Genomic DNA, 25,799 nt, shown 5'->3' on the forward strand with positions numbered 1-25,799 from the left:
ACCCCGCAGGGGTCTGTCCCTTCCTTCAAGCACAGCCCCGGGGTCAGACCCCTGCGGGGTCTGACCCCTCACTCAAAGACGACGGGGTCTGACCCCCATCAGGCTCTACGCTTTGATATTCCGGGTCTTGGCCTTGCTGGAGCGGCTGCGGCCCTTGGCGTCGTACAAATCGCCAATGCCCGCCAGTTGGCGCAAGGTGTCGAGGGTTTGCTGGTTATGGGCCAGAAAGGTATCGATCATGATGCCGTTGGCGGTGTTCAGCTCCTGGCCGCGCCGGGCCTGGTCCAGCAAGGCCTTGCTGCCGGCCTGCAGCGACGCATGGTCCTTGACCGCGGCATCCAGTCCTGCCTTGTCGGCTTCGTATCCCATCTGGTTCAGCAGCTGATTGCGCCGTTGGCCCGCCGCGGCCAAAAGTTCGGCGTACTGGTTTTTTTTTGCGGTGCTGTCCGTCAATGCGCCGTCGTTGCCGGCCGAAAGGGCTTCGGCTTCGGCTTCGAGGATGGTGTTGAATTCCTGAACCAGCTCGAGCTCTTGCTGCAGGCTGTCTTCAAGCTGTGTGACGGCTTCGTTCATGTGGGAAAAATGGTTATTTCAGCAGGTCGCGCACGCTGGCAAGCAGGCCGTCGGCAATGCGGCTGGGATCGATCTTGAGCTGGCCGGAAGCCAGGGCGTCGCGGATTTCCTGCACGCGGGCGACATTCACGTCGTTCTGGCTGCTTTCCAGGCTGGACAGATTGCGCGCCGCCGCGCTGAGATCCACCGCGCCTTTGCCGCCGGCAGTGGTAGAAGCGGAGGACGCGTATGCACTGGTCCCACTGTCCGTCCGTGCGCCTGCCAAAGGGCTGGCTGCCGGGCTTTTGATAGAGGGTGAAGTGATTTTCAAAGCGATCTCCGTAATGCTGGCGGGTAGTTTACTGCGTGGACCTGCCTTTCTTTACGGCCAACAGGCGTCAATCTTTAGCCTAATTGCGGCATTTCATGGCCGATGCCTACATCGTAACCTGAACGGTGGTGCCGTTCACCACCGTACCTGTAACAATTTGGCCGGAGCTGGTGCGGACCTGTATCTGCGCACCGGGTGCGCCGCTTTGCAGGGCCTGGCCTTCGCCGTTGGCTACGAAGCCCACGCCGCGGGCCTCGGTGCGCACGGCCTGCCCGCGCACAATGGAGTCGGGGTCGCGCAAGGCGCTGGACTTGATCGGCGCGCCGACAGGTATGCGCTGCTGTGCAATGTACCCCACAACCTGACTGGGATCGAAGACGACGCCGTTCGACAGGCGCAGGATATCGCCTTCGCGCGCGTTCAGGTCATCCAGGCCGAGCGTGTCGCCCACGTTGATGCTGCGATTGGCAACGTAGTAATAGCCCTGGATGCTCAGGTTGGCCTGCACATAGGTCGTCCAGGCGTTGGGCGCCATGCAGCGGACGCCGACCGTCATGCGTGAGCGCAGACGCTGTCCACTGCTTAGAAAAGGCTCAAGGCGATCGCATTGGGACTGCTGGCCAAGGCGGGGTGTTTCGACTGAAATGGAGGCGGAACCGGGGTAAACGACGGCCTGGGCCTGAAGGAATGCTTCGACTTCGGCAACGACCTGGGCGGGATCCTGCAAGGATTGCGCCCGCTGGCCCCAGGCGGCCGACACCGTCAGCAGGGCGGAAGACCCCGCGATCAGGGTAAGCAGTGCAAAGAGCTTGGGCATGGTCGAAATTGTAGCGGCAAGGCAGAGCGGTCTCAAGCCGGGAATTGGCTGTCAATTAGCGCCTTATTTCATACTTTGTCGAAGCCGCAGCCACCTTACTATGCTGGTGTAGGAGTGGTGAAAGACCGCTCATCCACACGGCCGCGATGGCGGCCCCATTTTATCGTTAAGGCCCCGGCAATCCGGTGGACGGCAAATGATCGACAGAATCGGCGACGACTTAAAGTTTCATCAACTCGCGCTTGGCCTGCGGCAGCAGCGCCAGGAAGTCCTGGCCGCCAATATCGCCAATGCGGACACGCCATTTTACAAGGCGCGCGACTTCGACTTCAGCGCCGCCCTGCAGGATGCCATGGGTGGAAGCGGCAGCCTTCGCTTGCCTGATACCCAGTTGGCCCTGACCGCGGCGCGGCACATACCGGGCAAGGCCGCGGGAAACGAGACCGCCGACTTGCTGTACCGGCAACCGCTACAACCCAGTCTGGATGGCAACACCGTGGACATGGACGTCGAGCGCGTCCAGTTCGCCGACAACACCATGCGCTACCAGACCGATATCTCCGTCATTTCGGCGCGCATCAAGAGTTTGATGTCCGTCTTGCAGCAATAAGCCCAGGCAGGAAGCATCCATGTCCACATTGAGCATATTTCAGATTGCCGGTTCGGCGCTCACCGCGCAGTCGCAGCGCATGAACGTCACGGCCAGCAACCTGGCCAACGCCGACAGCGTGGTCGGCCCGGACGGCCAGCCCTATCGCGCGCGCCAGGTCGTTTTCCAGATGACGCCCGTCGAAAGCCAGCAGGCGCCGAACTCGGTCGGCGGCGTGCGGGTGGCGCAGGTGCTGGAAAGCAATGCGCCGCATCGCCTGCAGTACGACCCCAAGAATCCGCTGGCCAACGAAGACGGCTACGTCACCATGCCGAACGTCGACGTGGTGGCCGAAACAGTCAATATGATCTCGGCTTCACGCTCGTACCAAGCCAATGTGGAAGTCATCAACACGGCCAAAAGCCTCATGCAGCGCACTCTGACCATCGGTCAGTAATACGCATTTTCTTTACGGAGCGATCAGTGACCACGATCAACCAAACAGATGGCGCAGGCAGCGCGGCGACCGCCTTGGCCGCCGCCACCAACAGCACAAAAAGCCTGATGGACGATACTCAGGAGCGCTTCCTGACGCTCCTGGTGACGCAGTTGCAGAACCAGGATCCGCTCAATCCCATGGACAACGCCGAAGTGACCTCGCAGATTGCGCAGCTGTCCACGGTGAATGGCATCAACCAGCTGAACAACACCTTGCTGGCCCTGTCGGGGCAGATGGACGTGTCGCAGTCCATGCAGGCCGCATCGCTGATCGGCAAGGACGTCCTGGTGCCCGGCAGCAAGATCTCCCTGGGCAGCACGGGCGAGGGCGGCGCAAAGGTCGCCACGCCGTTTGGCATGGACCTGATTTCTGGTGCGGCCAAGGTCGTGGTCACCATCACCGACAATTCCGGCAAGGCCATCCGCACGATCGAAATGGACGCCACGCCTTCGGGCGTGTATTCCCTGGAATGGGACGGCAAGGACGACGGCGGCGTGCCCGCACCGGACGGCGCCTACAACGTGCAGGTCGCCGCCTACGACGCTTCCAACGGTCCGGTATCGGTGGGTGCGCTGACCTATGGCAAGGTGTCCAGCGTGGCGTATTCGTCCACCGGCCTGCAGCTGGACCTGGGCCTGGCGGGCAGCTATTCGCTGCTGGACATCCGCAAGATCATGTAGTTCAGGCATGGGTCGGCGGCCCATGCCAAGGCAACACAATAAACGAGCGCCTTCGCAGTTGCGAAGGCTCCAGCAGATACTTGAAGATCATTACACGAGGTTAAATCATGGGTTTCGGACAGGCTTTGAGCGGCTTGAACGCCGCATCGCAAAATCTGGATGTCATTGGCAACAACATCGCCAACTCCGCCACGGTCGGCTTCAAGGGCGCCACGGCAACCTTCGCCGACGTCTTCGCGTCGTCCCGCGGCCTGGGTACGCAGGTGGCCGCCGTCAATCAGCGCTTCACCATCGGAACGGTGGCCATCACCGGCAACCAGTTCGACATGGCCATCGATGGCGCAAACGGACTGTTCCGTGTCCTGGATACCAGCGGCGCCGTGATGTACACGCGCAATGGCCAGTTCTCGGCGAACGAGGAAGGCTATCTCGTGAATGCGCAGGGGCACAGGCTCACTGGCTTCATGGATAACCCCGCCACCGGCGTGCGCGGCACCGTGCCTACGCCCATCCAGGTGCCCAGCGGCAACATCGCGCCACGTGCGACGGGTACGCATCCGGATGCCACGCAAGCAGGTGTGAGGGTCAAGTTCAATCTGGATCAGGCTGAGCAGATGCCTGCAGTGGCTTGGGGCACCAATTTGCCGGCCCCCGCTACCAATACTCCGGATCCTGGCAGCTACAACCACGTCGTGCGCATGACGGTGTATGACTCTTTGGGCAAAGACCATCAGTTGACTCAGTATTTCCGTAAAACAAATACGGACAATCAATGGCAAGTTTATTACCAGCTCAACAATGACCCGGTAGCCGCTGCTCCAAGTCCTTTTCCCATATCTTTCAATTCCGATGGAACCCTCACCCCGGCCAGCGAGACGACATCGGTCAATTTTGGTGCAATCGCCGGATCTGACCCATTGATTGTCCCCATCAGCTACGCTGACTCAACCCAGTTCGCCGGCGATTTCGGCTACACCTTCAAGCAAGACGGTTACCCCACGGGCGCCTACGCCAGCATGGCCATCGCGCCGGACGGCAAGATCATCGCCAGCTACACCAACGGCGAAACCCAGGAAATGGGCGAGCTCGTGCTGGCCAACTTCGCGAACGTGCAGGGCTTGCAGGCGGTGGGCGGCAACGCCTGGGTGGAAACGGCGCAGTCCGGACAGCCGCTGCTGGGCACGCCCGGCTCCAACGGCCTGGCGAGCATCGTCGGCCAGGCCGTCGAGGAGTCCAACGTGGACATGAGCCAGGAACTGGTCAACATGATCATCGCCCAGCGCACCTACCAGGCCAATGCCCAGACCATCAAGACGCAGGACCAGCTCCTGCAGACCTTGATCACCATGCGCTAAGACGGCATAAATGGATCGCATCATCTACACGGCGGCGGGCGGCGCCGCCCGCGTACTGGAACAGCAGTCCGTCATCAGCAACAACCTGGCGAACGTCAGCACGACCGGCTTTCGCGAGCAGATGGCGCACTACCGTTCCGTGCCGCTGGTCAGCGAGCAGGGCCTGCCCACAAGGGTCGGCACCGTAACGGCCACCCCCGGCAGCAGTTTCCAGCAGGGCGTGATGACGGAAACCGGTCACGCCCTGGACCTTGCCATTACGGGCGACGGCTGGTTCAGCGTGATGACGCCGCAAGGCGAAGCTTACACACGCGCCGGCGAGCTGGCCGTGAACCAGGACAACCTGCTGGTCACCCAGCAAGGTTACCCGGTGCTATCGGCCGACAATGCACCCGTGGAAGTGCCGGAGCGCGGCATCGTCACGTTTTCGGTCGATGGCCAGATTTCCGCGCTGGGTGCCGGCGACAATCCCAATGATCTGCAGATGCTGGGCCAGCTCAAGCTGGTGAACCCGCCCGCCGCAGACATGCTGCGGGGCGACGATGGCGTCTACCGCCTGGCCAATGGCCAGCCCGCGCCGCAGGATCCGCAAGTACGCATGGTTTCGGGTTTTCTTGAAAAAAGCAATGTGAATGCCGCCGAGGCCATGGTGGGCATGATCGCCAACGCCCGCCGCTTCGAACTGCAGATGAAGGTCATCCAGGACGCCAGCACCAACGCTGAGCGCGCCAATTCCATATTGTCGAGTAATTAAACATGATACGTTCTCTCTGGATCGCCAAAACTGGTTTGGAAACACAGCAAACCAATATGGATGTGATTTCCAACAACCTGGCCAACGTCAACACCAACGGCTTCAAGCGCACGCGCGCCGTGTTCGAAGAGCTGATGTACCAGACCGTACGCCAGCCGGGCGCTCAAGTGGGCGCGGCCAATCAGTTGCCATCCGGACTGCAGCTTGGCACGGGCGCACGCACCGTGGCCACCGAGCGCATCCACACCCAGGGCGACCTGAAAAATACCGGCAACAGCCTGGATATCGCCATACAGGGCAAGGGATTCCTGCAGGTGGAAATGCCCGACGGCACCTTCGCCTACACCCGCGACGGAAGCCTGCAGGTGGATCAGAACGGCCAGTTGGTGACGGCCGGCGGCTATCCTGTACAGCCGCCCATCAATATTCCCGACAACGCCCTGGAGATCACGATAGCGCGGGACGGCACGGTGTCGGTCACCCAGCCCGGCGCGGTGGGCACCAATGTCGAGATCGGCCAGCTGCAGCTCAGCACCTTCATCAACCCCACCGGCTTGCAGAGCATGGGCGAGAACCTGTATGTGGAAACCGATGCGTCGGGCCCCGCGAACTTCGGGCAGCCCGGCCTGGACGGCGCTGGACTGGTGTTGCAGCAGTACACCGAAACGTCGAACGTCAACGTGGCGGAAGAGCTGGTCAACATGATCACCACCCAGCGTGCCTACGAAATGAACAGCAAGGCGGTCCAGACCTCCGATCAAATGCTGGCACGCCTGGCGCAACTGTAATCGATGCTTAAACGAGTTTTTCGTCTTGTCTCCTGCCTGGCGCTGGCTGTGGCGTCGGGTTGCGCCTTGGTGCCGCCCGAGCCGGTCGTGACCGGCCCGTTGACCGCGCAGCCGCCGCTGCCGTCCATGCCGGCCGCCGAGGCCAACGGTTCGATCTATCAGCCTACGGCCTACGGCAATTACCCCTTGTTCGAGGACAGGCGGCCGCGCAACGTGGGCGATATCGTGACGGTGGTGATACAGGAAAAGACCAACGCCGCCAAGAACGTGCAGACCTCCACCAACCGCACGGGCAGCGCCTCGCTGGGATGGGACGGCGTACCGGCTTTCCTGCCCAGCAGCGTGGGGGACAAGCAGAACTTCGACGTGGAAGGCGGTAACGCCATGGACGGCAAGGGTTCGACGCGTGCCGACAACACCTTTGCGGGCACGCTGACGACCACGGTCGTCGGGGTGCTGCCCAACGGCAATCTCCAGATTGCGGGCGACAAGCAGATAGCCATCAATCGGGGCAGCGAGCACTTGCGTTTCTCCGGCGTCGTGGACCCACGTTCCATCACGGGCTCGAATACCGTTTCGTCCACGCAGGTGGCGGACGCCCGAATCGAATTCCGAAGCAAGGGCGTGATGGACGAAGTCCAGACCATGGGTTGGCTGCAGCGCTTTTTCTTGAATATTTCTCCGTTCTGACATGATGGCCGCGTTTCGATACCTCCGTCTCCCTGCGTTGTGGCGCTTGTTGTCGCGAGCCGCGCTGGCCGCTGTGTGCGGGCTTGCCGCAACGGCCGCGCAGGCCGACCGCATCAAGGATCTGGCGTCCATCCAGGGTGTGCGCGAAAACCAGTTGATCGGCTACGGTCTGGTCGTGGGCCTGGACGGCAGTGGCGACCAGGTCAGGCAAACGCCTTTTACGCAGCAGAGCCTGACGAACATGCTGTCCCAGCTGGGCGTGACGGTGCCGCAGGGCACCAATATGCAGGTCAAGAACGTGGCAGCCGTCATGGTGACCGCGCGCTTGCCGGCCTTTGCCCAACCGGGTCAGGCGCTGGACGTCGTCGTGTCTTCCATGGGCAACGCCAAAAGCCTGCGCGGCGGCACCTTGCTGATGACCCCGCTCAAGGGCGCCAACGGCCAGGTTTATGCGCTTGCCCAGGGCAACCTGCTGGTCGGCGGCGCCGGTGCCCAGGCCGGCGGATCCAGCGTGCAGGTCAACCAGCTAAACGGCGGCATCATCGCCAATGGCGCCATCGTCGAACGGAGCGTTCCCACGGCCTATGCGCGCGACGGCATCATCCGGCTGGAACTGAACGACACGGATTTCGGGACCGCGCAGAATGTGGTCACGACGCTGAACAAGCAGTTCGGCTCCGGTGTCGCCACGGCGCTGGACGGGCGTGTCATCCAGCTTCGCGGGCCCACCGATCCGGCTGCCCAGACCGCCTTTCTTTCGCGTGTCGAGAACACCCAGGTGCAGTTGCCGCCGGCCCGCGCGAAAGTGGTGATCAACGCCCGCACCGGCTCGGTGGTGATGAATCGCACGGTGATGATAGAAGAGGCGGCTATCGCTTACGGCAATCTGTCCGTCGTCATCAGCCGGGAACAGCAGGTCAATCAGCCCGACACGCCTTTCGCCGGCGGCCAGACAGTGGTCACCGAGAACACCAATATCGAGATGCGGTCGGAAGCCGGCAGCGTGCAGCATGTGCGCACCAGCGCCAACCTGGCCGACGTGGTCCGGGCCTTGAACGCCCTGGGCGCGACCCCGCAGGACCTGCTATCGATACTGCAGAACCTGAAGAGCGCCGGCGCGCTGCGCGCGGACCTGGAAATCATTTAGGCGCGGCCATGACCTTTGTTCAATACATCCCGCGGCCTGGAAATGCACAAACGCCCTCAGCGCTGGACTTCCGTGGCCTGGACAGCCTGAAGAAAGGCGTCAGCGGTCCGCAGGGCGCAAGCGCCGACCAGGAAAAGCAGGTCGCCCAGCAATTCGAGGCCTTGTTCCTGCAGCAGATGCTCAAGCAGGCCCGGCAGGCGGCCACACCCACCATGCTCGACAGCGACCAGACCCGTTTGGCCCAGAGCATGTCCGACGAGCAAATGGCCCTGAGCCTGTCCAAGCCCGGCATCGGCCTGGCGCAAGCCTTGCTGGACCAGATCCGGCGCGCCAGGGGCGGCGCGCCTGAAACGGAAGGCGAGGCCGTTCCGCCCGAGCTGGCCAAATCGCGCCTCCCCGGTCTTCGTTCATCGATCGGCGCATCGCGGCGCGAAGACGCGCCATCCATCGACGCGCTGATCGGCTTGCTGACAAGTAACCCGGCAACGGAAAGAATCTATTCCGCGATCAAGGGCGCGCCGGAGCACATACAGAATTTCGTCAGCCGCATGACGAACGCCGCCCGCGTGGCCGCGCGCGAAAGCGGCGTGCCGGAAAAGCTGATACTGAGCCAGGCGGCGCTGGAATCGGGCTGGGGCCGCAGCGAGATCCGTCGCGAGGACGGCAGCACGTCCCACAACCTGTTCGGGATCAAGGCCAGTCCCGGCTGGAAGGGCAAGGTCGTGCATGTGATGACGACCGAGTACGAAAATGGCGTGCCGCAGAAAGTGAAGCAGCCGTTCCGCGCCTACGATTCCTACGAGGAGTCTTTTGCCGATTATGCGCGCCTGATCAGCCAGAACAAGCGCTACGGCGCCGTGGTGGAAGCCCGCACGGCGGAGGACGCCGCGAGGCGCATACAGGAAGCGGGCTATGCCACCGATCCCAAGTATTCGGACAAGCTGATTTCCATCATGTCGTATTTCGATTCAGGCAAGCGCCTGGCGTCCCGTGATTGAGCCCGCGCGGGCTAAAGCTTTCGGGCCGCTGGTCGTTAACCTGACACAACGTATTTAAACGCGGACGGCATGCGTGCCGGCCCGACTGTAAGCGGATTCAAACATGAACTTAGCCAACCTGGGTCTTTCTGCAATGAATGCGGCGCAGAACCGCCTGCAAACGGCCGGCCACAACCTCAACAACGCCACGACGGAAGGCTACAACCGTCAAACGGTGCTGGTGCAGACGGCGGGGGCCAAGGCAACCGCCGCAGGCTATATCGGCCGTGGCGTCCAGGCGGTCACCGTGCAGCGCGCCTACGACGGCTTCCTGTACAAGCAACTGGCCGACGCGCAGAGCAAGGGGGCATCGATCACCTCCTACGGCAACGAAATCGTGCAGATCAACAATCTGTTTGCCGACCGCACGGTGGGCATCACGCCCGCATTGCAGAAGTTCTTCGACGGCCTTCAGGCCGTGGCGTCCGAGCCGGCCGACAGCGCAGCGCGCCAGGAGCTCCTGGGCCGCGCCGCCAGCCTGGTGGGGCAGATCAATGATGCCAATGCGTTCTTGAATGACCAGCGCGGCAATATCAATACCCAGATTTCGACCGTCGTTGAACAGGTCAACAGCTATGTAGTGCGCATTCGCGACCTCAACACCAAGATCGTCGAGGCGCGTGCCTCCTCTTCGCAGCACGAACCCAATGATCTTCTGGATCAGCGCGACCAGTTGCTGACCGAGCTGAACCAGCTGGTCGGGGTGAAGTCCTTCGAACAGGACGGCAGAATCAACCTGTCCATCGGCAATGGCCAGATGCTGCTCGGGGCGGATACCGTTTACCCCTTGCGCGCGCAGCCTTCCGCCGACGATCCGCAGCGCACGGTCGTAGCCTACACCATCGTCGACAACAGCGGCAATGCGCACGGCATCGAACTGGACGAAAGCCGCATCACGGGCGGCAAGCTGGCCGGGCTGCTCCAGTATCGCCATGAGGCCCTGGATACTGTGCAGAACAATCTGGGACGGCTTGCCATGGGGTTGGCCCATGCCATGAACGACGCCCATGGCAATGGGGTTGACCTGGCGGGTGATCCCGCTACAGATTTCTTCAGCGTGGGTCCCGTGACCGTGCTGCCATCGGGCAGCAATTCCGCGGGCGCGCCCACCGTTACCGTAACGCTTGACGACGTCAATGGCCTGACCGCCGACGACTATCGGATTTCCGTGGAGCGGGATTCTGGAGGCAATCCGGTTGCCTTCCAGCTTACTACGCTTCCAGGCGGTGCGGTCCAGTCCTTTCCGACCTCTTCACCTGCCCAAGTGAGCGTTGGCGGCATTACCATCGCACTTTCAAATGGCGCCCCTGGTCCTGGCTCAGCGGCGGACCGCTGGCTCATCCAGCCCACGCGCGCCGCAGGGACGACGCTCAAGCTCGAGATCACCGACCCGGCCAAGATCGCCGCGGCGACGCCGGGAACCGGTACTGCCAATGGCGACAACGCGCTGGCCATGGCGAAGCTGCAAACCGAGAAAACGCTGGGCAATGGCTCCATGAGCTTTAACGAAGCCTACTCTCAGATCGTCAACAAGGTGGGTGTGCTGACCCAGCAGAACGGCACGGAAGCGAAGGCTACCGCCACCCTGATCCAACAGAATTTCTCGGCTCAGCAGGCGGTGTCCGGTGTGAACCTGAATGAAGAATACGTACAACTGATGCAGTTCCAGGAACAGTTCCGCGCGGCGTCCAAACTGATCGACGTCAGTTCTTCGCTGTTCGATACCTTGCTCAATCTGCGTTAATTTTCAGGATTTCGACCATGCGTATCAGTTCCTCCTTGTTCTTCCAGACCGGTCTGAACTCCATCAATGCCCAGCAATCCGACCTGATGCATATCTATCAGCAGGTTGCCAGCGGCCAGCGCATGGTCACGCCGGCCGACGACCCTCTGGCGGCGGCGCAGGCCGTGAACATCAGCCAGTCGCAAAGCCTCAATGCGCGCTTCGATGCCAATCGCAGCGTGCTGAACCGCAACCTGGGGCTGGAAGAAAACACCTTGAATTCGGTGACCCTGCTGCTGCAGGACGTCAAGACGCGTCTGGTGGAGGCCGGCAACGGCACGATGTCCGACGTGGACAGGGCCACGCTCGGCAACGTACTGAAAGAGGCACGTACCAATCTGCTGGGCCTGGCCAATGCCACCGACGGAAGCGGGCAGTATCTGTTCTCGGGCGCCAGGGGCGACGTTTCGCCATTTCAGGAAGTCGGCGGCAAGGTCGTCTACATGGGCGACAGCAATCAGCGCAAGATCCAGGCCGACCAGACGCGCCAGATCGCCAGCAGCGATGTGGGCAGCGACATCTTCGGGCGTGCGGCGCCAGGCACTCAGGGCTATCTGACTCGCGCCGATTCGAACAATACGGGCTCCGGCACCGTGGGCAAGCCCACGCTGACCGACCCGGGCGGCTACGGCGTAGGCAATACCTTCATCGTGAATTTCACCTCGCCCACTTCTTATTCGGTCGATGTCCTGGACGCCGCCGGCAACAGTGTCTACGAGTTCGTCGGCTCTGGATTCACGCCCGGGAAAGTCAACACCATTACATTGCAGGGCGGGGTGCAGGTCGAACTGGGCGGCAACCCGGCAACGGGCGACAAGTTCACGATCGAGCCGGTCAGCGCGCCGGGTTACACGGCGTATCCCACGACTGTCCCCGGTCCTTCGACCGCGCCCATCATGGGCACGCCGAAGGTGGTCGATGCGTCCAAGGTCTTGCCCAACACCAGCTATCAAGTCGGTTTCGATGGCACAGACTACACCGTCAGCTACTCGGATCTCGACGGAAATCCGGTCACAAGCACGGCCTCTTTCGACCCTGCGACGAATATGCTGTCCCTGACCAATGAAGGCCTTGAAGTGTATCTAGGCACAAGCCCGGACAGCGGATTCGAGTTTACGATCGAGCCCACTGCCGATGGCGTCAACACCGACCTCAATATCTTCGATACGCTGGATGGCATCATCGCGGCGCTCGAGAACGGTACGGGCGGAACCGCGGGCGGCGCCCAGTTCCAGAACATGCTGGCCACCGCCCTGCAGCGCATCGACGTCAACTACAACAATGTGCTCACCGTCCGCTCGTCGGTGGGCGCTCGCATGAATGAAGTGGACGCCTTGAACGCCAATGGCGCCCAGCGGCATCTGAGCTACACCAACCAGCTTTCCAAGCTGGAAGACCTTGACTATTACGCCGCCACCGCCCAGCTCCAGTTGCGCACTTCAGCGCTGGAAGCAGCCGCGATGGCATTCAAGAAAATCCAGGCCACAAGCTTATTCAACATGACACAATAAAGCACATGCTTTGTTGTGGCAGGTGGAGACAGCACTTGGACATCACCGTTACGGTTTGTTAGGAAAGTGAGAATAATTAATGAGTTTCACAGAGTTGCGGCTTAGAACCAGCCTATCGATAGTGGTTTTCCTGTTATGCCTGTTGACCCTGGGCGCGATATTCACCGGCTGGTACAGCCAGGGGCAGGTCAGCGCGCTGCTGGGCGGCGCGGGCGCCGCGTCGGCGGTGGAGCAGCATTTCTCCACGGTCACCTATGTGTACGCGGGCCTGCTGGTCCTGGCCGTGCTGGTGGTCATCTTGCTGTACTACACCCTTTCCCGCGCCGTGCTGCGTCCGCTGGAGCATGTCAGCAGCCAATTCGAACAGATTGCCGCGGGTGATCTCACGCAGCGCATCGAAGTTGTCTCCGACAATGAAATCGGCACGCTGCACCTGGCGCTCAAGCATGTGCAAGATAACCTCGTCCGTATCGTGGGCACGGTACGCTTGGGCATGAACGAAATCCAGAACGGCTCGCAGCACATCGTGGCCGGCAATTCCGACCTCAGCAGCCGCACCGAGCAGCAGGCGGCCGCCTTGCAGCAAACGGCGGCCAGCATGGAGCAGCTTGCCAGCACGGTCAAGCAGAATGCCGACAACGCGCGCCAGGCGAATCAACTGGCCGCCACGGCTTCCGAAGTCGCGCAGCGCGGCGGGCAGGCGGTGGGCGAAGTCGTGACGACGATGGAGGGTATCTCTTCCGCGTCGCGCAAGATTTCCGACATCGTGGGCGTGATCGACAGCATCGCTTTCCAGACTAACATCCTGGCCTTGAACGCGGCGGTGGAAGCCGCGCGCGCCGGCGAACAGGGCAAGGGGTTTGCCGTGGTGGCCTCCGAGGTGCGGGCGCTCGCGCAGCGCAGCGCGCAGGCCGCGAAGGAAATCAAACAGCTCATCGAAGACTCGGTTCGCCAGGTATCGGAAGGGTCGGTGCAGGTCGAACGCGCAGGCGCGACCATGCAGGAAATCGTGGATTCGGTGGCGCGCGTCACCGACATCATGGGCGAGATCTCCGCGGCGACGACCGAGCAATCATCGGGTATCGACCAGATCAACCGGGCGGTCATGCAGATGGACCACGTCACGCAGCAGAACGCCGTGCTGGTCCAGGACGCCGCGAATTCCGCCGTGTCGCTCAGCGAACAGGTCGGCAGCATCAGTTCCGTGGTGGCGGGCTACAAGCTCTTGGGCAACCAGATCATCGACGTACCGGCCAAGCAAGTGGCGGCTCCCGCCAGGCGCGCACCGGCACTGGATGCGGGCCATAAGCCGGAATCCGCCAAAGCCGCGCCTCCCGGCGCCGCCGCGGCGCTGGGCCACAACGGGGCCGCGCCGGCCGCCGCCCGCACAGCCGAACGCGTGCGCAAGGCGTCCGCCGCGCAAAAGCCGGCACCCGCTACGTCCGAATCCACTGCCGGCAGGCCTTCCTACGTCATGAAAACGCCCGGCGCATCCAAGCAAAGCAACCCGGCCGATGACGAGTGGGTCGAGTTCTGATGTACCGCGCCTTATCGGTTCTGAGCATTGCATTCGCTTTGGCGGCATGTAGTACGGTCGGGCGCAATTTCGATACGTCGTCGCTGTATTTGATCACCCCTGGCCAGACGACGCTGCAACAGGCCAGTGCATTGATGCACGCTGATCCGGTGGATGTCTATCGGCAGTCGGACGGCTCGGTGCTCGCCAGATGGGCCTACAAGTCCACGCTGGCGACCGATGCCGTGTACTTCAACCGCGAGCTATGGCTTTCCTTCGGCCCCGACGGCCGGTATGAGCGCGTTGTCAATGCAATCAACATCCCACGCATGAATCAGTATGGGTATGACGGCGAACATGCGGCGCCGGTTCGCAGTTTCTAAAGTTCTTAGGTCCTGTTATGTCTACTTCCAAAAAAACCTCGGCTCTCGATAAAAAGAAATCCCGCAACAAGCGCCGCTTTCGTTTGTCCGACGCCAAAGTCAGCACCACGCTCATGCTGGTGCTGGCCATGTTCATGGTCCTGATCGTCGCGGTGGGCGGTATGGGCGCCTGGTTCCTTTCCAACAACCTGGATCAGGTCAATGCCATGGCGCGCCAGAACAAGCGCGCGCAGCAGGTCTATCAACTCGGCATGCACATGCTGGATGCGCGGGTTTCGCTCCTGGTTGCCGCGCGCTACCAGCAGGAGTCCGCCGCGGCCGGCACTGGCGCAAATGAAGGCGCTCGCAACATGCTGGATACCGCCAAGCAAAAGCTGGAGCTGGTCAAGAACGAATACGATGAATTCCGCAAGGACGCTGCCGAAACGGCGGAAGGCCGCCGTCTTGCAACCCGCATCATCAGCTCCTACCGGCCCTACATCGATGACGGCATCGAACCCATGGTGCAGGCGCTTGAAACCAACGACTACACGACCTTCTATTTCGTGAACAATGAATTCGGCATCGCTCGGGCCGCGGCGTTCCAGGAAGGCATCGAGGCGTTTGTCGACCATGTGGATCGTGTTCAGGCCGGTTTCTACAACGAGGCCGAGAAAAGCTTCCATACCGCCATCATCGCGATCGGCGGGGCGGTGGTCATGGGTTTCTTGCTGATGATCCTGATGCGCATCGTCTTTGGCCGCATGGTCGTCCGGCGCCTGGTCGAAGCGGGCACGCATTTCGACCGCATCGCCAACGGCGACCTGACCCAGCGCGTGGACATGCAGTCCCGCAATGAGATCGGTGTTCTGTACGATGCGCTGCGCCGCATGCAGGAAAGCCTGACACGCACCGTAAGCGTGGTGCGGGACGGCGTCGAGGAGATCAACCTCGGTTCGCGCGAAATTTTCGTTGGCAATACGGACCTGAGCAGCCGTACCGAGCAGCAGGCTGCGGCGCTGCAGGAAACCGCCGCAAGCATGGAGGAGCTGGCCAGCACCGTGCGCCAGAACACCGACAACGCGACGGAAGCCGACAGCCTGGCCAAGAGCGCCTCGGAAGTCGCGCTGCGTGGGGGTAAAGCGGTATCGGAAGTCGTGGAGACCATGCAGGAAATCTCCACCAGCTCGGGCAAGATGGCGGAAATCGTCGGCGTGATCGACGGCATCGCCTTCCAGACGAATATCCTTGCGCTCAACGCCGCGGTCGAAGCCGCCCGCGCCGGAGAGCAGGGCAAGGGCTTTGCGGTGGTCGCCGGCGAGGTCCGCTCGCTGGCCCAGCGCAGCGCCCAGGCCGCCAAGGAAATCAAGGTGCTGATCGAAGAATCGCAGCGCAAGGTCCAGGCCGGCGCCAAGCAGGCCAGCGACGCAGGCGAGATCATGCGCGAAGTCGTCGGCTCGGTGCAGGGCGTCACCACCATCATGGGCGAAATTTCCTCGGCCTCGCACGAGCAGTCCGAAGGTATCGACCAGGTCAACCGCGCCGTCACCGAAATGGACGGTGTCGTTCAGCAGAACGCATCCTTGGTGGAAGAGGCCGCCGCGGCCGCCGGCTCGCTGCAGGAACAGGCCAAGCGCCTGGCCGACGCCGTGTCGGTCTTCAAGATCAACGCCAACGAAGTCATCGACATGCCGGCCAAGTCCGTCGAAGTAGCCGGCCCGCGCGGCATCGGAGCGCTGGAAAGCTCTTATTCTTGATGTTTGAGGGGTCAGACCCCGTACGGGGTCTGACCCCTTTCAGCGGCATATGGGGTCAGACCCATTGGGTCTGACCCCTCACTTCCCCAACGGGTCTGACCCCTCATTTCAGCGCACCGCGTCGTCCGAATAAATCATCATCCAGCCCTTGCTGCGGCTTTCGATGAAGCGCGCGGATTTCAGGCTGGAGCCTTCGAGCAGGGCTTTGGCTTCCGGGCCGACAATGGACGGGTTCAACTGTTTTTCCACCGCCAGCGTGTAATCGCAAAGATAGCCGGCCTTACCCACCGCAGGTGCGCATCCGAGCTTTTCGAATTGCAGGATCTTGGGCACGGCTGCGTTGGCCGTAATGCCGGTCGTCAGGCCCTTGTATAGCATGAGGGCGGCGCATACCTGGTTCATCATCATGTCGTTGCTGCGCACGCCGCGGCTGCATTGGGCCATCATGTCGTTCTGGCGCTTGGTCGCATCGGCAAGCACCGAATGGACCAGGTCGTACATCACTTCCTCGCTCGGCTCGCCGCCCGCCGTGTCGCGGTTCGCCGCGTTGCCGCCGGATGGGGCAGCGGCTGGCCCGTCGGCCGCAGGCTCGGCTGGAACGGTCGTCGGCCGACCCAGCGCCAGGCTTTTGTCTATCTCTTGCCGCCTTTGGGCGATTGCGGTCATCAAGGCCGTGCCCGGTGCGCTGTAGGCGTCCTCGCTCATAAGGTACTGTGCCTGCAGCCGTTGAAGCGCCTCATGATTCGAAGCTTGATTGATGGAACCTTGGAAGTCGGGTTCGCCCGCCGCGAGTGCCAGTTCACGTTTTCCACGGAAGTAGGAAAGCAGTTCGCTCAGTCGGGAAGCATGATTGGCATAAGGCGCCACGCGGCTTTGATAGTCAGCATGCCAGATTTTTCCTTGTTCCAGCGCCACCAGGCCCGTGCCCAAGGCGTCGATACGCGCTCGTTCCGTTGCGGCAATCTGGGCAGCAATGGCGTCCATGCCCTTGCGCAGTCGTTCCAGGCATTCTTCGCGCGTCTTGATTCCCGCTGCGTCCATGATGGCTCCCTCGCTATAAAGCCGGGGATTGACGTCGCGTTCCGCCAAGGTTGCCAGGGTACGCAGTCCTTCCAGCCCCTTGGCCGTCGCCAGTGCCTCGTCGACGATGCCGGGTAGCGCCGGAGCTACTGCGACCGTGTCCGCCTTTTTCATGTTTGCCTGGTAGGCATTGCGGGTGGCCGGCCGTGCTTCGTTCAGCATGGCGCCGGCTTGCGTGGCGATCTCGCGCCAGCGATTGACGCCCGCCTTGCTGGGTTCCAGCGTAAGCGCCTCGTCCGCCAGCTTCTGCAGCGCTGCGTCGCGCGCTTCGAACGAGGCAAGATAGCGCTTATGCGTCGATTGCTGCGTAGGTGTCAAAGACTGCGAGACGAGAGACCGCTCGCGTGTGGGCATGCTTGTCAACGGCCCGTCGGATCGCAGGCATTGCGATGCCGAGGCCGACAGTTCCCTGAGTTCGACATCGGACATATCCTCGTAGCGCGTACCGAAAAACGGCTCGAAGCGGTCCGCTCGCAGCACAGCCACGATGGCCACCGTGCTGGCTCTGCCGCCCGAGTAATAGGGTATGGCTTCTGCGTCTATCCACTTCTGGATATTGGCGCAAGTCAGCAGGAATCTTTCCCTGGCTGCCTTCTTGCGTGCTTCATTTTCCGCTCTTGCCTGCCGTTGCTGCGCGGCGCGCTCGGCCTGCGCCGCCCGCCGGGCGTCCTGATTCGCTTTGCGAGCGGCCTCCTGCTGTCGCTTTTTCTCCTCGCGTTCCGCCTGCTCCACTGCCCGCTGAACGGCTTTTTGCGCATCGAGCGCTGCTCGTATCACATCGTTGCTTGCATGCGCAGGTGCTCCCGGAAGCAGGAGGAAAAGGCCGATCACGGCCGCCCCGCACAGCGCCAACGATCTGGATTTGGGCTGAACTGGGCATTGCAGGAAAAAACGCCGGAACATGCTTGCTTGAGCCATGGCGTCCCCCATAGGAAGCGTTGCGGATCGTTACATCGTAGGAACGCCGCAGTGCGCTGTCCATGGGCCGAATGCCGGGTTTGGGGTCAGACCCCGTAGGGGGTCTGACCCCATGCCGCTATCGCCTCATCGTTTCGAGGTTGCCGCATACGCCCAGCGATTGCCCGCTGATATGCCGACCTTTTGCCGAACAGATGAAGAGGATGAGGTCGGCGATTTCTTCTTCGCTTGTTTTTTCGCGCAGGGAGATGGTCTCCAGATAACGCGTGTTCATGGCCTCTTCGCTGATGCCCAGGCGTGAGGCCTGGGCGGACAACTGCCGGCGATGCCGTTCTGTGTCGACGATGCCCGGCAGGATGGCGTTGACGCGGATGCCGAATTCGCCCAGCTCCATGGCCAGTGTCTGCGTCAGTCCGATGATGCCCCATTTGGAGGCGGCGTAGCTGCTTCGCAAGGGATAGCCCAGCCGCCCCGCGACCGAGGACATGTTGACAAGGCTGCCGCCGCCCGCCGCTTTCAGAAGAGGCACGCCATAATGGGCACAGTTGAACTGCCCCACCAGGTTCACGGAAATCGCTTGCGCCCAGAGCGCCGGGTCATTCTCGTCGACCGGGCCGAAGGGGCCGGTAATTGCCGCGTTGTTGACCAGCACGTCGAGGCCGCCGAGCGCGTCGCTTGCGCCCGCCATGAACGCCGCCACCGATGCCGGATCGGCGACGTCGGCCCGTTCGGCGCGAAGCTTTGGATCGGTATGCGAAAGCGCGGCCAGCGCCGCCTCGTCGTTGTCGCACACGAGCACTTGCGCGCCCTGAGCCAGGAAAGCGCGCGCGATGGCCAGCCCGATGCCGCGGGCCGCGCCGGTGACGACGACCCGTTGCGCCTTGCGAATGTCCGGATGTGGAGCGTCTGCTGAAGAGCGTTTCGCCTGCATCATTGCTTCTTCAGGTCAAGGCTCTTCACCAGCGCGCCGAGTTCGGCGTATTCCTTCCTGATGTGTTCGGAAAACTCCTTGCGCCGAAGAATTCTCTTCTCCACGCCGGCGGTTTCAAAGAAAGCCGCCATTTCTGGCGAGTCCGCCGCCTTTTCGAAAGCGTCTTCGATGCGCTTCACCGCGGCGTCCGGGGTGTTGGGCGGGACCACGATCCCATGCCAAAGCAGCGTTTGTTTTTCGGGAATGCCAAGCTCGGTAAGAGTCGTCGCGCGGGGCAGGGCCTTGACCGGGTCCGCGCCGGTGGCCAATAGGCATTTCACGTCGCCCTTCTTTTCCATCGCGGCGGCGGGCGGCACGGAGCCCACGTAGATGTCCACCACGCCGCCCAGCAGCGCCGGCATGGTTTCGCCCGCGCCCCGATATGGAATGTCTCGCGCTTTGACATCGAAGGACTGGAACACGCGTTCGGTGGCCAACTGGCCGGGGCCGGCGACGCCGTCGGTGCCGAAGGTATAGTGTCCGGGTTTCGATTTGAGTTCCTGCAGCAGCTCCTTGCCGTCCTTCGCTGGGAAATCGGGACGCACGCAAAGCACATAGGGCGCCGCATCCAGTTGAATGACGGGTATGTAATCGTCGAGCCCGTACGTCGTATCGATCGTGTGGGGGGCGACGGTAATGGGGCCCATCCACACTCCCGCCATGGTCAGGCCGTCCGGCTTGGCCCGGGTCAACTGGCTCACGCCGATTGCGCCGCCGGCGCCTCCGACGTTCTGTACGACCAGCGTGGCATCCAGGTGCGGCTCGGCATATTTGGCGATGGCCCGAAAAAGCGTGTCGGTACCGCCGCCCGGCGCGGTGGGAATGATCAGTCTTGCCACGTCTTTGCCTGCTGCCGCGCCGGCCCAGGCAATCAGGGCGGCGGTGCCGAGAAGTTTATATTTATTCATGGTGTTGTCTCCAGATGGATGAAGCAATGACAAAACAAGTGGCCGGGCAGGCCGCCCGTCTACGGCTTGAACCCAAAAGCTTCATGCGCGTTTAGCGTAAGGATCCGGTTCCGGCTCGCCTCACCGGGAACGCACTCGAACAGCGAGTCTATGCAATGCTGATACGTGATCCGGTCCTCGAAGCCCACCCATGGCCAATCCGTCGCCCAGACCGCGCGTTCCCCGCCGGACTGATCGATGATTGCCTTGGCGAGGGCTGCCGGATTGCTGCCTCGTAGCCTGAAGGGGGCTGAAAGCTTGACCCAGGTATTGCCGGCTGCGAGTGCATCGAGCAATGCCCGGAAGCCTTCGCTGTCGATGCCGTCGGCGCCTGGCGGGTTGCCGAAATGATCGATGACCGCGCGTGCGCCGCTGGCATTGATGGCCTTGAGCACCGGTGGCAGATGCTCGCCTTCCAGATAGACCTCGATATGCAGGCCGAGATTGCGGGCGTTGGACAGCAGGTTCCGGTATTCGCCGGAATTGATGTCGGGCAGCGCATCGCGTTTGACCCAGTTCAGCCGGATGCCGCACACGCCCTGGTTTTTCATGTCGGACAGGATGGATTCGCTTACGGTTGGCTCGACGATGGCGGTGCCTCGCAGCCGCCCGCCCGACGCTGCCAGCGCATGCAGCAGGACTTCGTTATTCGTTCCATAGAAACTGGGTGCGGTAAGAAGTCCGTAGTCGACTCCGTGTGCATCGAGCGTGTCCAGGTAGTCCGAAACGCTCGCTTCGCGTGCGGGCTGAGAGTGCCGGTTGCTGGACAGAGGCTGATTCATCTTGATGACGTGCGCATGGCAGTCCACCGACCCCGGCGGCAAGCGCCGTGATTCTTCTTGTGGGTCAGCCATGGGCGGCCTCTGCGCCGACAGGCCCGACGGCATCGCGGCCATACTTCGCGGCCTTCTGGGCGTCCGTCAGGAAGCTTTGCTCCAGGCGATTGATTTCGCCCATTCCCATGATCTCGTTGAGTTCCTCGAAGCTTACCGCCGCATCGGGACGATCCTCGGGTTTGCCGCTGGTCAATGACTGCGCCAGGATCTCCAGGCCTTTCTTCATGCCGGCCAGAGCGCAGGCCGTCAGGAGCCTGGGGTAGATGACGACCGCCACGCCCAGGTCCTGCAATTGCGCTGCGGAAAGCAGTGGAGTCGTCGATCGCTGGCGAATGCCGAAGCCCATGTTCACGCATAGCGGCTTGGGCACGTTGCCGGCGACTGTGCGGATCTGTTCGGCGTCCAGCAGCGCGTCCGCGAAAAGGAGATCGGCGCCGGCCTCGGCATAGGCGTTCAGGCGCTTGATCACTTCGTCGAGCCCATGCGTGGCCAGCGTGTCGGTGCGCGACTTGATGACGAAATCCTTGTCCGTGCGCGCTTCGCAGGCCGCGCGCAGCTTCTGCACCATTTCATCCTGGGGAATCACTTCCTTGCCGCGCATATGGCCGCAGCGCTTGGGCCATACCTGGTCTTCGAGCATGATGCCGGCCGCCCCAGCGCGTTCGAAAGCGCGCACGGTGTGATAGGCGTTGATGGCGTTGCCGTAGCCGGTGTCTCCGTCCGCCAGGAGCGCAAGGTCCGAGCACGCGGCGATGTTGCGCACCGCGGCGACGTTCTCTTCCATGCCCATTATCCCCACATCCACCTGGCCCAGACGCGTCTCGCTGACGCCGCTGCCGGTGATGAACGCGCTCTTGTAGCCCATATGCTCGACGAGCCGGGTACTGAAGCCATCGAACACGCCCGGTTGCACCAGTATTTCAGGGGCATAAATGGCTTCCCTCAATTGTTTTGCCTTGCTCATCCGCTCTCCGTCATGAGTAATCGTTTTGGTGACCGATCTATGCTATCAATTGGCATCCTATTAAACTAATTAAAGTTTTCAGGGATTTTTGATAGGAAAATCTTATGCGACGCTACTCGCTTGCGCAGATCGAGGCATTGGCCGCCATCGCGAAGCTTGGATCCTTCCAGGCCGCTGCGCGCCATATGCATGTAACCCAGCCGACGATTTCGCTGAGAGTGCGCGAGCTTGAAGAGGCGCTCGGTACCCGTCTGTTCGAGCGGGACGGAAGAGCCGCCAAGCTCAATGCGGAAGGCGTGGTGGCGATGCATTACACCGACCAGATACTGCAGCTGCTGGATGAGCTGGAGACGCGGTTGCGCACAGGCGATCCGCTGCAGGGAGTCCTGCGCGTGGGGTCCTCCGAGACCATAGCCATTGCCGTGCTGCCCAAGATCATCACCTTGCTGGGCGAGCGCTATCCGCGCTTGACGGTGGAGCTAAAGGTCAGCGACAGCTTCGTGCTGCTGAACGAGCTTGCGGCCAACCGCCTGGACATCGCGATCATGGCCAATCCCGGCCGTCCGGCCAATCTTCAGGTCGAGCCGCTGGCGATGGCGCGCGTTGCATGGATAGGAAGCCGCGCCAAGCCGCTGCAAAGCAGAATCGCCGACCCCCAGACTTTGGCGCAATCAACGATATTGGGCATGCCGCAGCCCTCGCCGCTGCACGACATGATGGCTGAATGGTGGGATGCCGAAGGCGGAGGAGCGCTGCGGGTAAGCACCTGCAACAGCCTGGCGATGCTCGCGCGCCTGGTGGTCGGCGGCGTCGGCGTCGGGGTGTTGCCGACCTGCATCCTGCGCGACGAGATCCAGCGCGGGTCGGTCGTGGTCTACCGCCAGCAAAGGCCGTTCGAATCCTTGCAGATTTGCGCGGCGTACCCAAAAGTCATGCACTCGGAAGGACTGGAGGCGCTCGTCAGCATCGCACGGCGAGTGATGCTCGATTCGAGATACTTCACCCGCTTGGGAAGGGGTCAGACCCCGCATGGGGTCTGACCCCGATTCAAGGCAGCAAAGGGTTCAGACCCCATGCGGGGTCTGACCCCGGCTCAAAGCGGCTATGGGTTCAGACCCCGTACGGGGTCTGACCCCACACCTAAGGCCCAGCCAAAGCATAGATCAGTCTTCCCATGGTGGCGTAGCCTTCCTCGAACAGGCGGGAAAGAAAGGGGGACGACTGGGGCAGGACGACGGTAAGCAGGACCAGGCCGGTCGTCAGGCTGATCGGAAAGCCCACCGCGAAGACGGAGAGCTGCTGCGCCGTACGGTTCAGGATGCCCAGCGCCAGATTGATGGACAGCAGCACGATGATCAAGGGCAGGGCCAGCAGCATGCCGGACACCATGACTTCGGAGCTCCATTGCAGCAGCACGCCCCAGCCGTTGATGTCCAGGGGACCCTGGCGCACCGGCAAGGCGTCGAACGTGCGCAGCAGGCCGCCCAGCATCAGCAGGTGTCCGTTCAGGGCCAGGAACAACAGCATCGCCATCGTATTCATGAAGCGCGCCAGCACGGCGGTGTTCGCGCCCGTGGCCGGATCGAAGAACGATGCGAAGGACAGACCCATCTGCAGGCCGATGAACTCCCCGGCCGTTTGAACGGCGGCGAAGACGATGCGCATGACCAGGCCCAGCGCGATGCCGATCAGTACCTGCTGCACGGATATCCAGATCCCGGCGAATGAACCCGTGGGCAGGTCGGGCATGGGCGGCAGGGCGGGCGAGATCGCGATGGCGACGAGCGCGGCCAGGCCCACTTTGACCTTGCCCGGAATGGCGGAGTCGCCCAGCAAGGGCGCGGTGCCCAGAAGGCCGAGCAAGCGGAAGAACGGCCACAAAAAGGCGTTCATCCACGTGTAGAGCTGGTCGATGTTGAACGAGATCATGGCACCGGCGCCGTTCCGCCGCCTACGACACCAAGCCAGGAATCTGCGAGAACAGGTTCTGCATGTAGTCCACCATCGTGGTGATCAGCCACGGGCCCAGCAACACCAGGGCGGCGCCGACGGCGAGCAGCTTGGGAATGAAGGACAGCGTCATTTCGTTGATCTGCGTCGCGGCCTGGAAGATGCTGATCAGCAGGCCGACGGCCAGCGTGACCAGCAGCAGCGGCCCCGCCATGAAGAGCGCGACCTTCATGGCAAGGTAAGTCATGGACATGACGGTTTCGGAGGTCATGGACGCTTATCCCTATTGATAGAAACTACGGGCCAGCGAGCCCAGCAGCAAATGCCAGCCGTCGGCCAGCACGAACAGCATCAGCTTGAAAGGCAGCGAGATGGTGACCGGCGGCACCATCATCATGCCCAGCGACATCAGCACGCTTGCCACGACCAGGTCGATGATCAGGAATGGAATGAAGATCGTGAATCCGATCTGGAAGGCGGTCTTCAATTCGCTCGTGACGAAGGCTGGAACGAGCACCCTCAATGGAACTTGCTCGGGGCTCTCGAGTTCGCCGATATTCGCCATATTGGCAAACAGCGTCAGGTCGGCTTCGCGTGTCTGGTTCAGCATGAATGCATGCAGCGGTTTTACGCCGCGGTCCAGCGCTTCCTCCATGGCGATGGCGCCGCTGCTCAGGGGCTGGTAGGCATCTTGGTAGATCTGGTCGAAGACCGGCGACATGGCGTAAAAAGTCAGGAACAGCGCAATGCCGATCAGGACGGAATTGGGCGGCGAGGCGCCGGTGCCCATGGCGTTGCGCAACAGCCCCAGCACGATGATGATGCGGGTGAAGCCCGTCATCATCATCAGCATGGCGGGCAGGAAGGACATCAGGGTCAGCAGGACCAGCGTCTGCACGCTCAGCGACCAGGTCTGGCTGCCATTGGCATTGGTCGTCGACGTGATGGCGGGCAGGGCGGCCTGTGCAAAGCCGTCCCGCGGGAACAGCAGGATCAGCGCCAGCGCGGCGAGCGACCAGAGCAGGGTCCGGGCGAGAACGGGGGGCAGCCCGAAGACTGCAATGGGGCGATTCATTTCAATGGCGCTTGATGGCCCTGCCCAGGGCGGCGGCGAAGCCTTGGGCGGCCGGTTCGGCCGGTATGCCGGCGGGATCGGCGGGGGGCAGTGTATGCAATAGACTGATCTGGTTGGCGGTCACACCCAGCACGAGCCGGGCGTCTTCGACTTCGACCATGGCAAGATAGGCGCGGGCGCCCAGGCTTTGCGTGCTGACGACCTTGAATGCGCCCGGCTGGGCGCCGCGCAGCCAGCCCGCGCGCCGTACCGCCCACATGCCCGCCAGAATCAGCACAATGACGAATACCAGGCTGACGATCAGGCGCAGGGTGTCGGCTTCGGTCATGGCGGGTTCAGCGCCGGCCGTTCAACCGTTTGATGCGGTCGGATGGGGTGATGATGTCGGTGACGCGGATGCCGTACTTGTCTTCCACGGCGACGACTTCGCCCTGGGCGATCAGATAGCCGTTGACGTAGATGTCCATGGGTTCGCCGGCCAGCCCGTCGAGCTCCACCACAGACCCTTGCCCGAGCTGCAGGATGTTCTTGATGGTCAGCCGGGTGCGCCCCAGTTCGACCGACAACTGGACGGGGATGTCCATGATCATGTCGATATCGCTGTTGCCTTCGACGGCGCTGTCCACCAGGGGGCGGAACAAATGCGGTGCCGGGCTGGCGGCGGGCGGCTCCGCGGGCGCGGCGGCCGAAGCCCGCATGCCGGACGAGGTGGCCGCGGTCTGTTCGGCCAGCGCGGCCGCCCAGTCGTCGGCGGCATCGGCCAGGCCGTCGGCCTGGGTCGATTGCGTATGCGCAGTCTGTTCCGACAGCGCAGCCGCCCAGTCGTCGTCCAGGTTCTGCCCGGTGTCGTCGTCTTTGTCGAGGTCCTTTTCGGGATCAGTCATTTTTCAG

General features: G+C 62.3%; 28 protein-coding genes. 15 read left to right on the top strand and 13 right to left on the bottom strand.

The genetic code is table 11. The annotated features are described in order from the left end of the window. Nucleotides 1-105 precede the first annotated feature (105 nt). The 3 genes from ACSBPU_RS08260 to flgA all read right to left on the bottom strand — a co-directional run bounded on the left by ACSBPU_RS08260 (nucleotide 106) and on the right by flgA (nucleotide 1,700). On the bottom strand, nucleotides 106-573 hold the full coding sequence (locus tag ACSBPU_RS08260; RefSeq protein ID WP_442597148.1) for a flagella synthesis protein FlgN: 468 nt from the start codon (nucleotides 571-573) through the stop codon (nucleotides 106-108). Nucleotides 574-586: 13 nt separating this feature from the next. Then, nucleotides 587-883, bottom strand: coding sequence for a flagellar biosynthesis anti-sigma factor FlgM (gene flgM, locus ACSBPU_RS08265; protein ID WP_442597150.1), 297 nt, complete (start codon nucleotides 881-883; stop codon nucleotides 587-589). A gap of 106 nt (nucleotides 884-989) precedes the next feature. Next, nucleotides 990-1,700 carry a flagellar basal body P-ring formation chaperone FlgA gene (gene flgA / locus ACSBPU_RS08270; protein WP_442597152.1) on the bottom strand — a complete coding sequence of 237 codons (711 nt, stop codon included), beginning with the start codon at nucleotides 1,698-1,700 and terminating at the stop codon, nucleotides 990-992. A gap of 196 nt (nucleotides 1,701-1,896) precedes the next feature. Between flgA and flgB the strand changes: the two genes are divergently transcribed. The 14 genes from flgB to ACSBPU_RS08340 all read left to right on the top strand — a co-directional run bounded on the left by flgB (nucleotide 1,897) and on the right by ACSBPU_RS08340 (nucleotide 16,168). Then, nucleotides 1,897-2,310, top strand: coding sequence for a flagellar basal body rod protein FlgB (flgB, locus tag ACSBPU_RS08275; RefSeq protein WP_442597154.1), 414 nt, complete (start codon nucleotides 1,897-1,899; stop codon nucleotides 2,308-2,310). Between the two features lie 19 nt (nucleotides 2,311-2,329). Beyond that, entirely contained in the window at nucleotides 2,330-2,746 is a 417-nt protein-coding gene (flgC, locus tag ACSBPU_RS08280; protein ID WP_180067370.1) for a flagellar basal body rod protein FlgC, read from the top strand. A 26-nt stretch (nucleotides 2,747-2,772) separates the two neighbouring features. Beyond that, a complete protein-coding gene (locus tag ACSBPU_RS08285; RefSeq protein WP_442597157.1) occupies nucleotides 2,773-3,468 on the top strand; it encodes a flagellar hook capping FlgD N-terminal domain-containing protein in 696 nt (231 codons plus the stop codon). A gap of 107 nt (nucleotides 3,469-3,575) precedes the next feature. Further along, nucleotides 3,576-4,823, top strand: a complete 1,248-nt coding sequence (gene flgE / locus ACSBPU_RS08290) for a flagellar hook protein FlgE (protein ID WP_442597159.1) — start codon at nucleotides 3,576-3,578, stop codon at nucleotides 4,821-4,823. Between the two features lie 10 nt (nucleotides 4,824-4,833). Then, nucleotides 4,834-5,577: a flagellar basal-body rod protein FlgF gene (flgF, locus tag ACSBPU_RS08295; RefSeq protein WP_442597161.1), complete on the top strand. Its 744-nt coding sequence runs from the start codon at nucleotides 4,834-4,836 to the stop codon at nucleotides 5,575-5,577. 2 nt (nucleotides 5,578-5,579) lie between these two features. Next, nucleotides 5,580-6,365: a flagellar basal-body rod protein FlgG gene (gene flgG, locus ACSBPU_RS08300; RefSeq protein ID WP_180067366.1), complete on the top strand. Its 786-nt coding sequence runs from the start codon at nucleotides 5,580-5,582 to the stop codon at nucleotides 6,363-6,365. A gap of 3 nt (nucleotides 6,366-6,368) precedes the next feature. Then, the gene (locus ACSBPU_RS08305; RefSeq protein WP_442597163.1) at nucleotides 6,369-7,055 is read left to right on the top strand and encodes a flagellar basal body L-ring protein FlgH; all 687 of its coding nucleotides are present in this window, start codon (nucleotides 6,369-6,371) and stop codon (nucleotides 7,053-7,055) included. Nucleotides 7,056-7,059: 4 nt separating this feature from the next. Next, nucleotides 7,060-8,202, top strand: a complete 1,143-nt coding sequence (locus ACSBPU_RS08310) for a flagellar basal body P-ring protein FlgI (protein WP_442598273.1) — start codon at nucleotides 7,060-7,062, stop codon at nucleotides 8,200-8,202. 8 nt (nucleotides 8,203-8,210) lie between these two features. After that, nucleotides 8,211-9,200, top strand: a complete 990-nt coding sequence (flgJ, locus tag ACSBPU_RS08315; RefSeq protein ID WP_442597165.1) for a flagellar assembly peptidoglycan hydrolase FlgJ — start codon at nucleotides 8,211-8,213, stop codon at nucleotides 9,198-9,200. A gap of 103 nt (nucleotides 9,201-9,303) precedes the next feature. After that, the gene (gene flgK, locus ACSBPU_RS08320) at nucleotides 9,304-10,983 is read left to right on the top strand and encodes a flagellar hook-associated protein FlgK (RefSeq protein WP_442597167.1); all 1,680 of its coding nucleotides are present in this window, start codon (nucleotides 9,304-9,306) and stop codon (nucleotides 10,981-10,983) included. 17 nt (nucleotides 10,984-11,000) lie between these two features. Then, nucleotides 11,001-12,533 carry a flagellar hook-associated protein FlgL gene (gene flgL / locus ACSBPU_RS08325; protein ID WP_442597169.1) on the top strand — a complete coding sequence of 511 codons (1,533 nt, stop codon included), beginning with the start codon at nucleotides 11,001-11,003 and terminating at the stop codon, nucleotides 12,531-12,533. Between the two features lie 79 nt (nucleotides 12,534-12,612). Next, nucleotides 12,613-14,070 carry a methyl-accepting chemotaxis protein gene (locus ACSBPU_RS08330; protein ID WP_442597171.1) on the top strand — a complete coding sequence of 486 codons (1,458 nt, stop codon included), beginning with the start codon at nucleotides 12,613-12,615 and terminating at the stop codon, nucleotides 14,068-14,070. Beyond that, nucleotides 14,070-14,432, top strand: a complete 363-nt coding sequence (locus tag ACSBPU_RS08335; RefSeq protein WP_442597173.1) for a hypothetical protein — start codon at nucleotides 14,070-14,072, stop codon at nucleotides 14,430-14,432. Before ACSBPU_RS08330 ends, ACSBPU_RS08335 begins: the two co-directional genes overlap by 1 nt. 17 nt (nucleotides 14,433-14,449) lie before the next feature. Further along, a complete protein-coding gene (locus tag ACSBPU_RS08340; protein WP_442597175.1) occupies nucleotides 14,450-16,168 on the top strand; it encodes a methyl-accepting chemotaxis protein in 1,719 nt (572 codons plus the stop codon). 108 nt (nucleotides 16,169-16,276) lie between these two features. On the opposite strand, the gene ACSBPU_RS08345 is transcribed toward ACSBPU_RS08340, so the two are convergent. The 5 genes from ACSBPU_RS08345 to ACSBPU_RS08365 all read right to left on the bottom strand — a co-directional run bounded on the left by ACSBPU_RS08345 (nucleotide 16,277) and on the right by ACSBPU_RS08365 (nucleotide 21,883). Next, nucleotides 16,277-18,166 (bottom strand): hypothetical protein, encoded by a 1,890-nt coding sequence (locus tag ACSBPU_RS08345; RefSeq protein WP_442597177.1) that lies wholly within the window; start codon nucleotides 18,164-18,166, stop codon nucleotides 16,277-16,279. A 118-nt stretch (nucleotides 18,167-18,284) separates the two neighbouring features. Next, complete coding sequence (locus ACSBPU_RS08350; protein ID WP_442597179.1) at nucleotides 18,285-19,100, bottom strand: SDR family oxidoreductase; 816 nt, start codon at nucleotides 19,098-19,100, stop codon at nucleotides 18,285-18,287. Then, nucleotides 19,097-20,044 (bottom strand): tripartite tricarboxylate transporter substrate binding protein, encoded by a 948-nt coding sequence (locus ACSBPU_RS08355; RefSeq protein ID WP_442597180.1) that lies wholly within the window; start codon nucleotides 20,042-20,044, stop codon nucleotides 19,097-19,099. The genes ACSBPU_RS08350 and ACSBPU_RS08355 overlap by 4 nt, the downstream gene beginning before the upstream one ends. A gap of 59 nt (nucleotides 20,045-20,103) precedes the next feature. Then, entirely contained in the window at nucleotides 20,104-20,937 is an 834-nt protein-coding gene (locus ACSBPU_RS08360; RefSeq protein ID WP_442597182.1) for an amidohydrolase family protein, read from the bottom strand. Further along, nucleotides 20,930-21,883 (bottom strand): isocitrate lyase/PEP mutase family protein, encoded by a 954-nt coding sequence (locus ACSBPU_RS08365; protein WP_442597185.1) that lies wholly within the window; start codon nucleotides 21,881-21,883, stop codon nucleotides 20,930-20,932. The genes ACSBPU_RS08360 and ACSBPU_RS08365 overlap by 8 nt, the downstream gene beginning before the upstream one ends. 104 nt (nucleotides 21,884-21,987) lie before the next feature. On the opposite strand from ACSBPU_RS08365, the gene ACSBPU_RS08370 reads away from it, so the two are divergent. Further along, on the top strand, nucleotides 21,988-22,923 hold the full coding sequence (locus tag ACSBPU_RS08370) for a LysR family transcriptional regulator (protein ID WP_442597187.1): 936 nt from the start codon (nucleotides 21,988-21,990) through the stop codon (nucleotides 22,921-22,923). Nucleotides 22,924-23,023: 100 nt separating this feature from the next. On the opposite strand, the gene fliR is transcribed toward ACSBPU_RS08370, so the two are convergent. From fliR to fliN, 5 genes are read right to left on the bottom strand one after another with little or no spacing between them, the layout of a single operon-like run. Continuing rightward, on the bottom strand, nucleotides 23,024-23,812 hold the full coding sequence (gene fliR, locus ACSBPU_RS08375) for a flagellar biosynthetic protein FliR (RefSeq protein ID WP_180067353.1): 789 nt from the start codon (nucleotides 23,810-23,812) through the stop codon (nucleotides 23,024-23,026). Between the two features lie 22 nt (nucleotides 23,813-23,834). After that, on the bottom strand, nucleotides 23,835-24,104 hold the full coding sequence (gene fliQ / locus ACSBPU_RS08380; RefSeq protein WP_180067352.1) for a flagellar biosynthesis protein FliQ: 270 nt from the start codon (nucleotides 24,102-24,104) through the stop codon (nucleotides 23,835-23,837). 12 nt (nucleotides 24,105-24,116) lie between these two features. After that, nucleotides 24,117-24,908, bottom strand: a complete 792-nt coding sequence (gene fliP / locus ACSBPU_RS08385) for a flagellar type III secretion system pore protein FliP (RefSeq protein ID WP_442597190.1) — start codon at nucleotides 24,906-24,908, stop codon at nucleotides 24,117-24,119. A gap of 1 nt (nucleotide 24,909) precedes the next feature. Then, nucleotides 24,910-25,236 carry a flagellar biosynthetic protein FliO gene (fliO, locus tag ACSBPU_RS08390; protein WP_442597192.1) on the bottom strand — a complete coding sequence of 109 codons (327 nt, stop codon included), beginning with the start codon at nucleotides 25,234-25,236 and terminating at the stop codon, nucleotides 24,910-24,912. Between the two features lie 7 nt (nucleotides 25,237-25,243). After that, complete coding sequence (fliN, locus tag ACSBPU_RS08395; RefSeq protein WP_442597194.1) at nucleotides 25,244-25,792, bottom strand: flagellar motor switch protein FliN; 549 nt, start codon at nucleotides 25,790-25,792, stop codon at nucleotides 25,244-25,246. Nucleotides 25,793-25,799: the final 7 nt, after the last annotated feature.

It is taken from the genome of Parapusillimonas sp. JC17, from assembly GCF_052180245.1.
GTDB lineage: Bacteria > Pseudomonadota > Gammaproteobacteria > Burkholderiales > Burkholderiaceae_B > Parapusillimonas.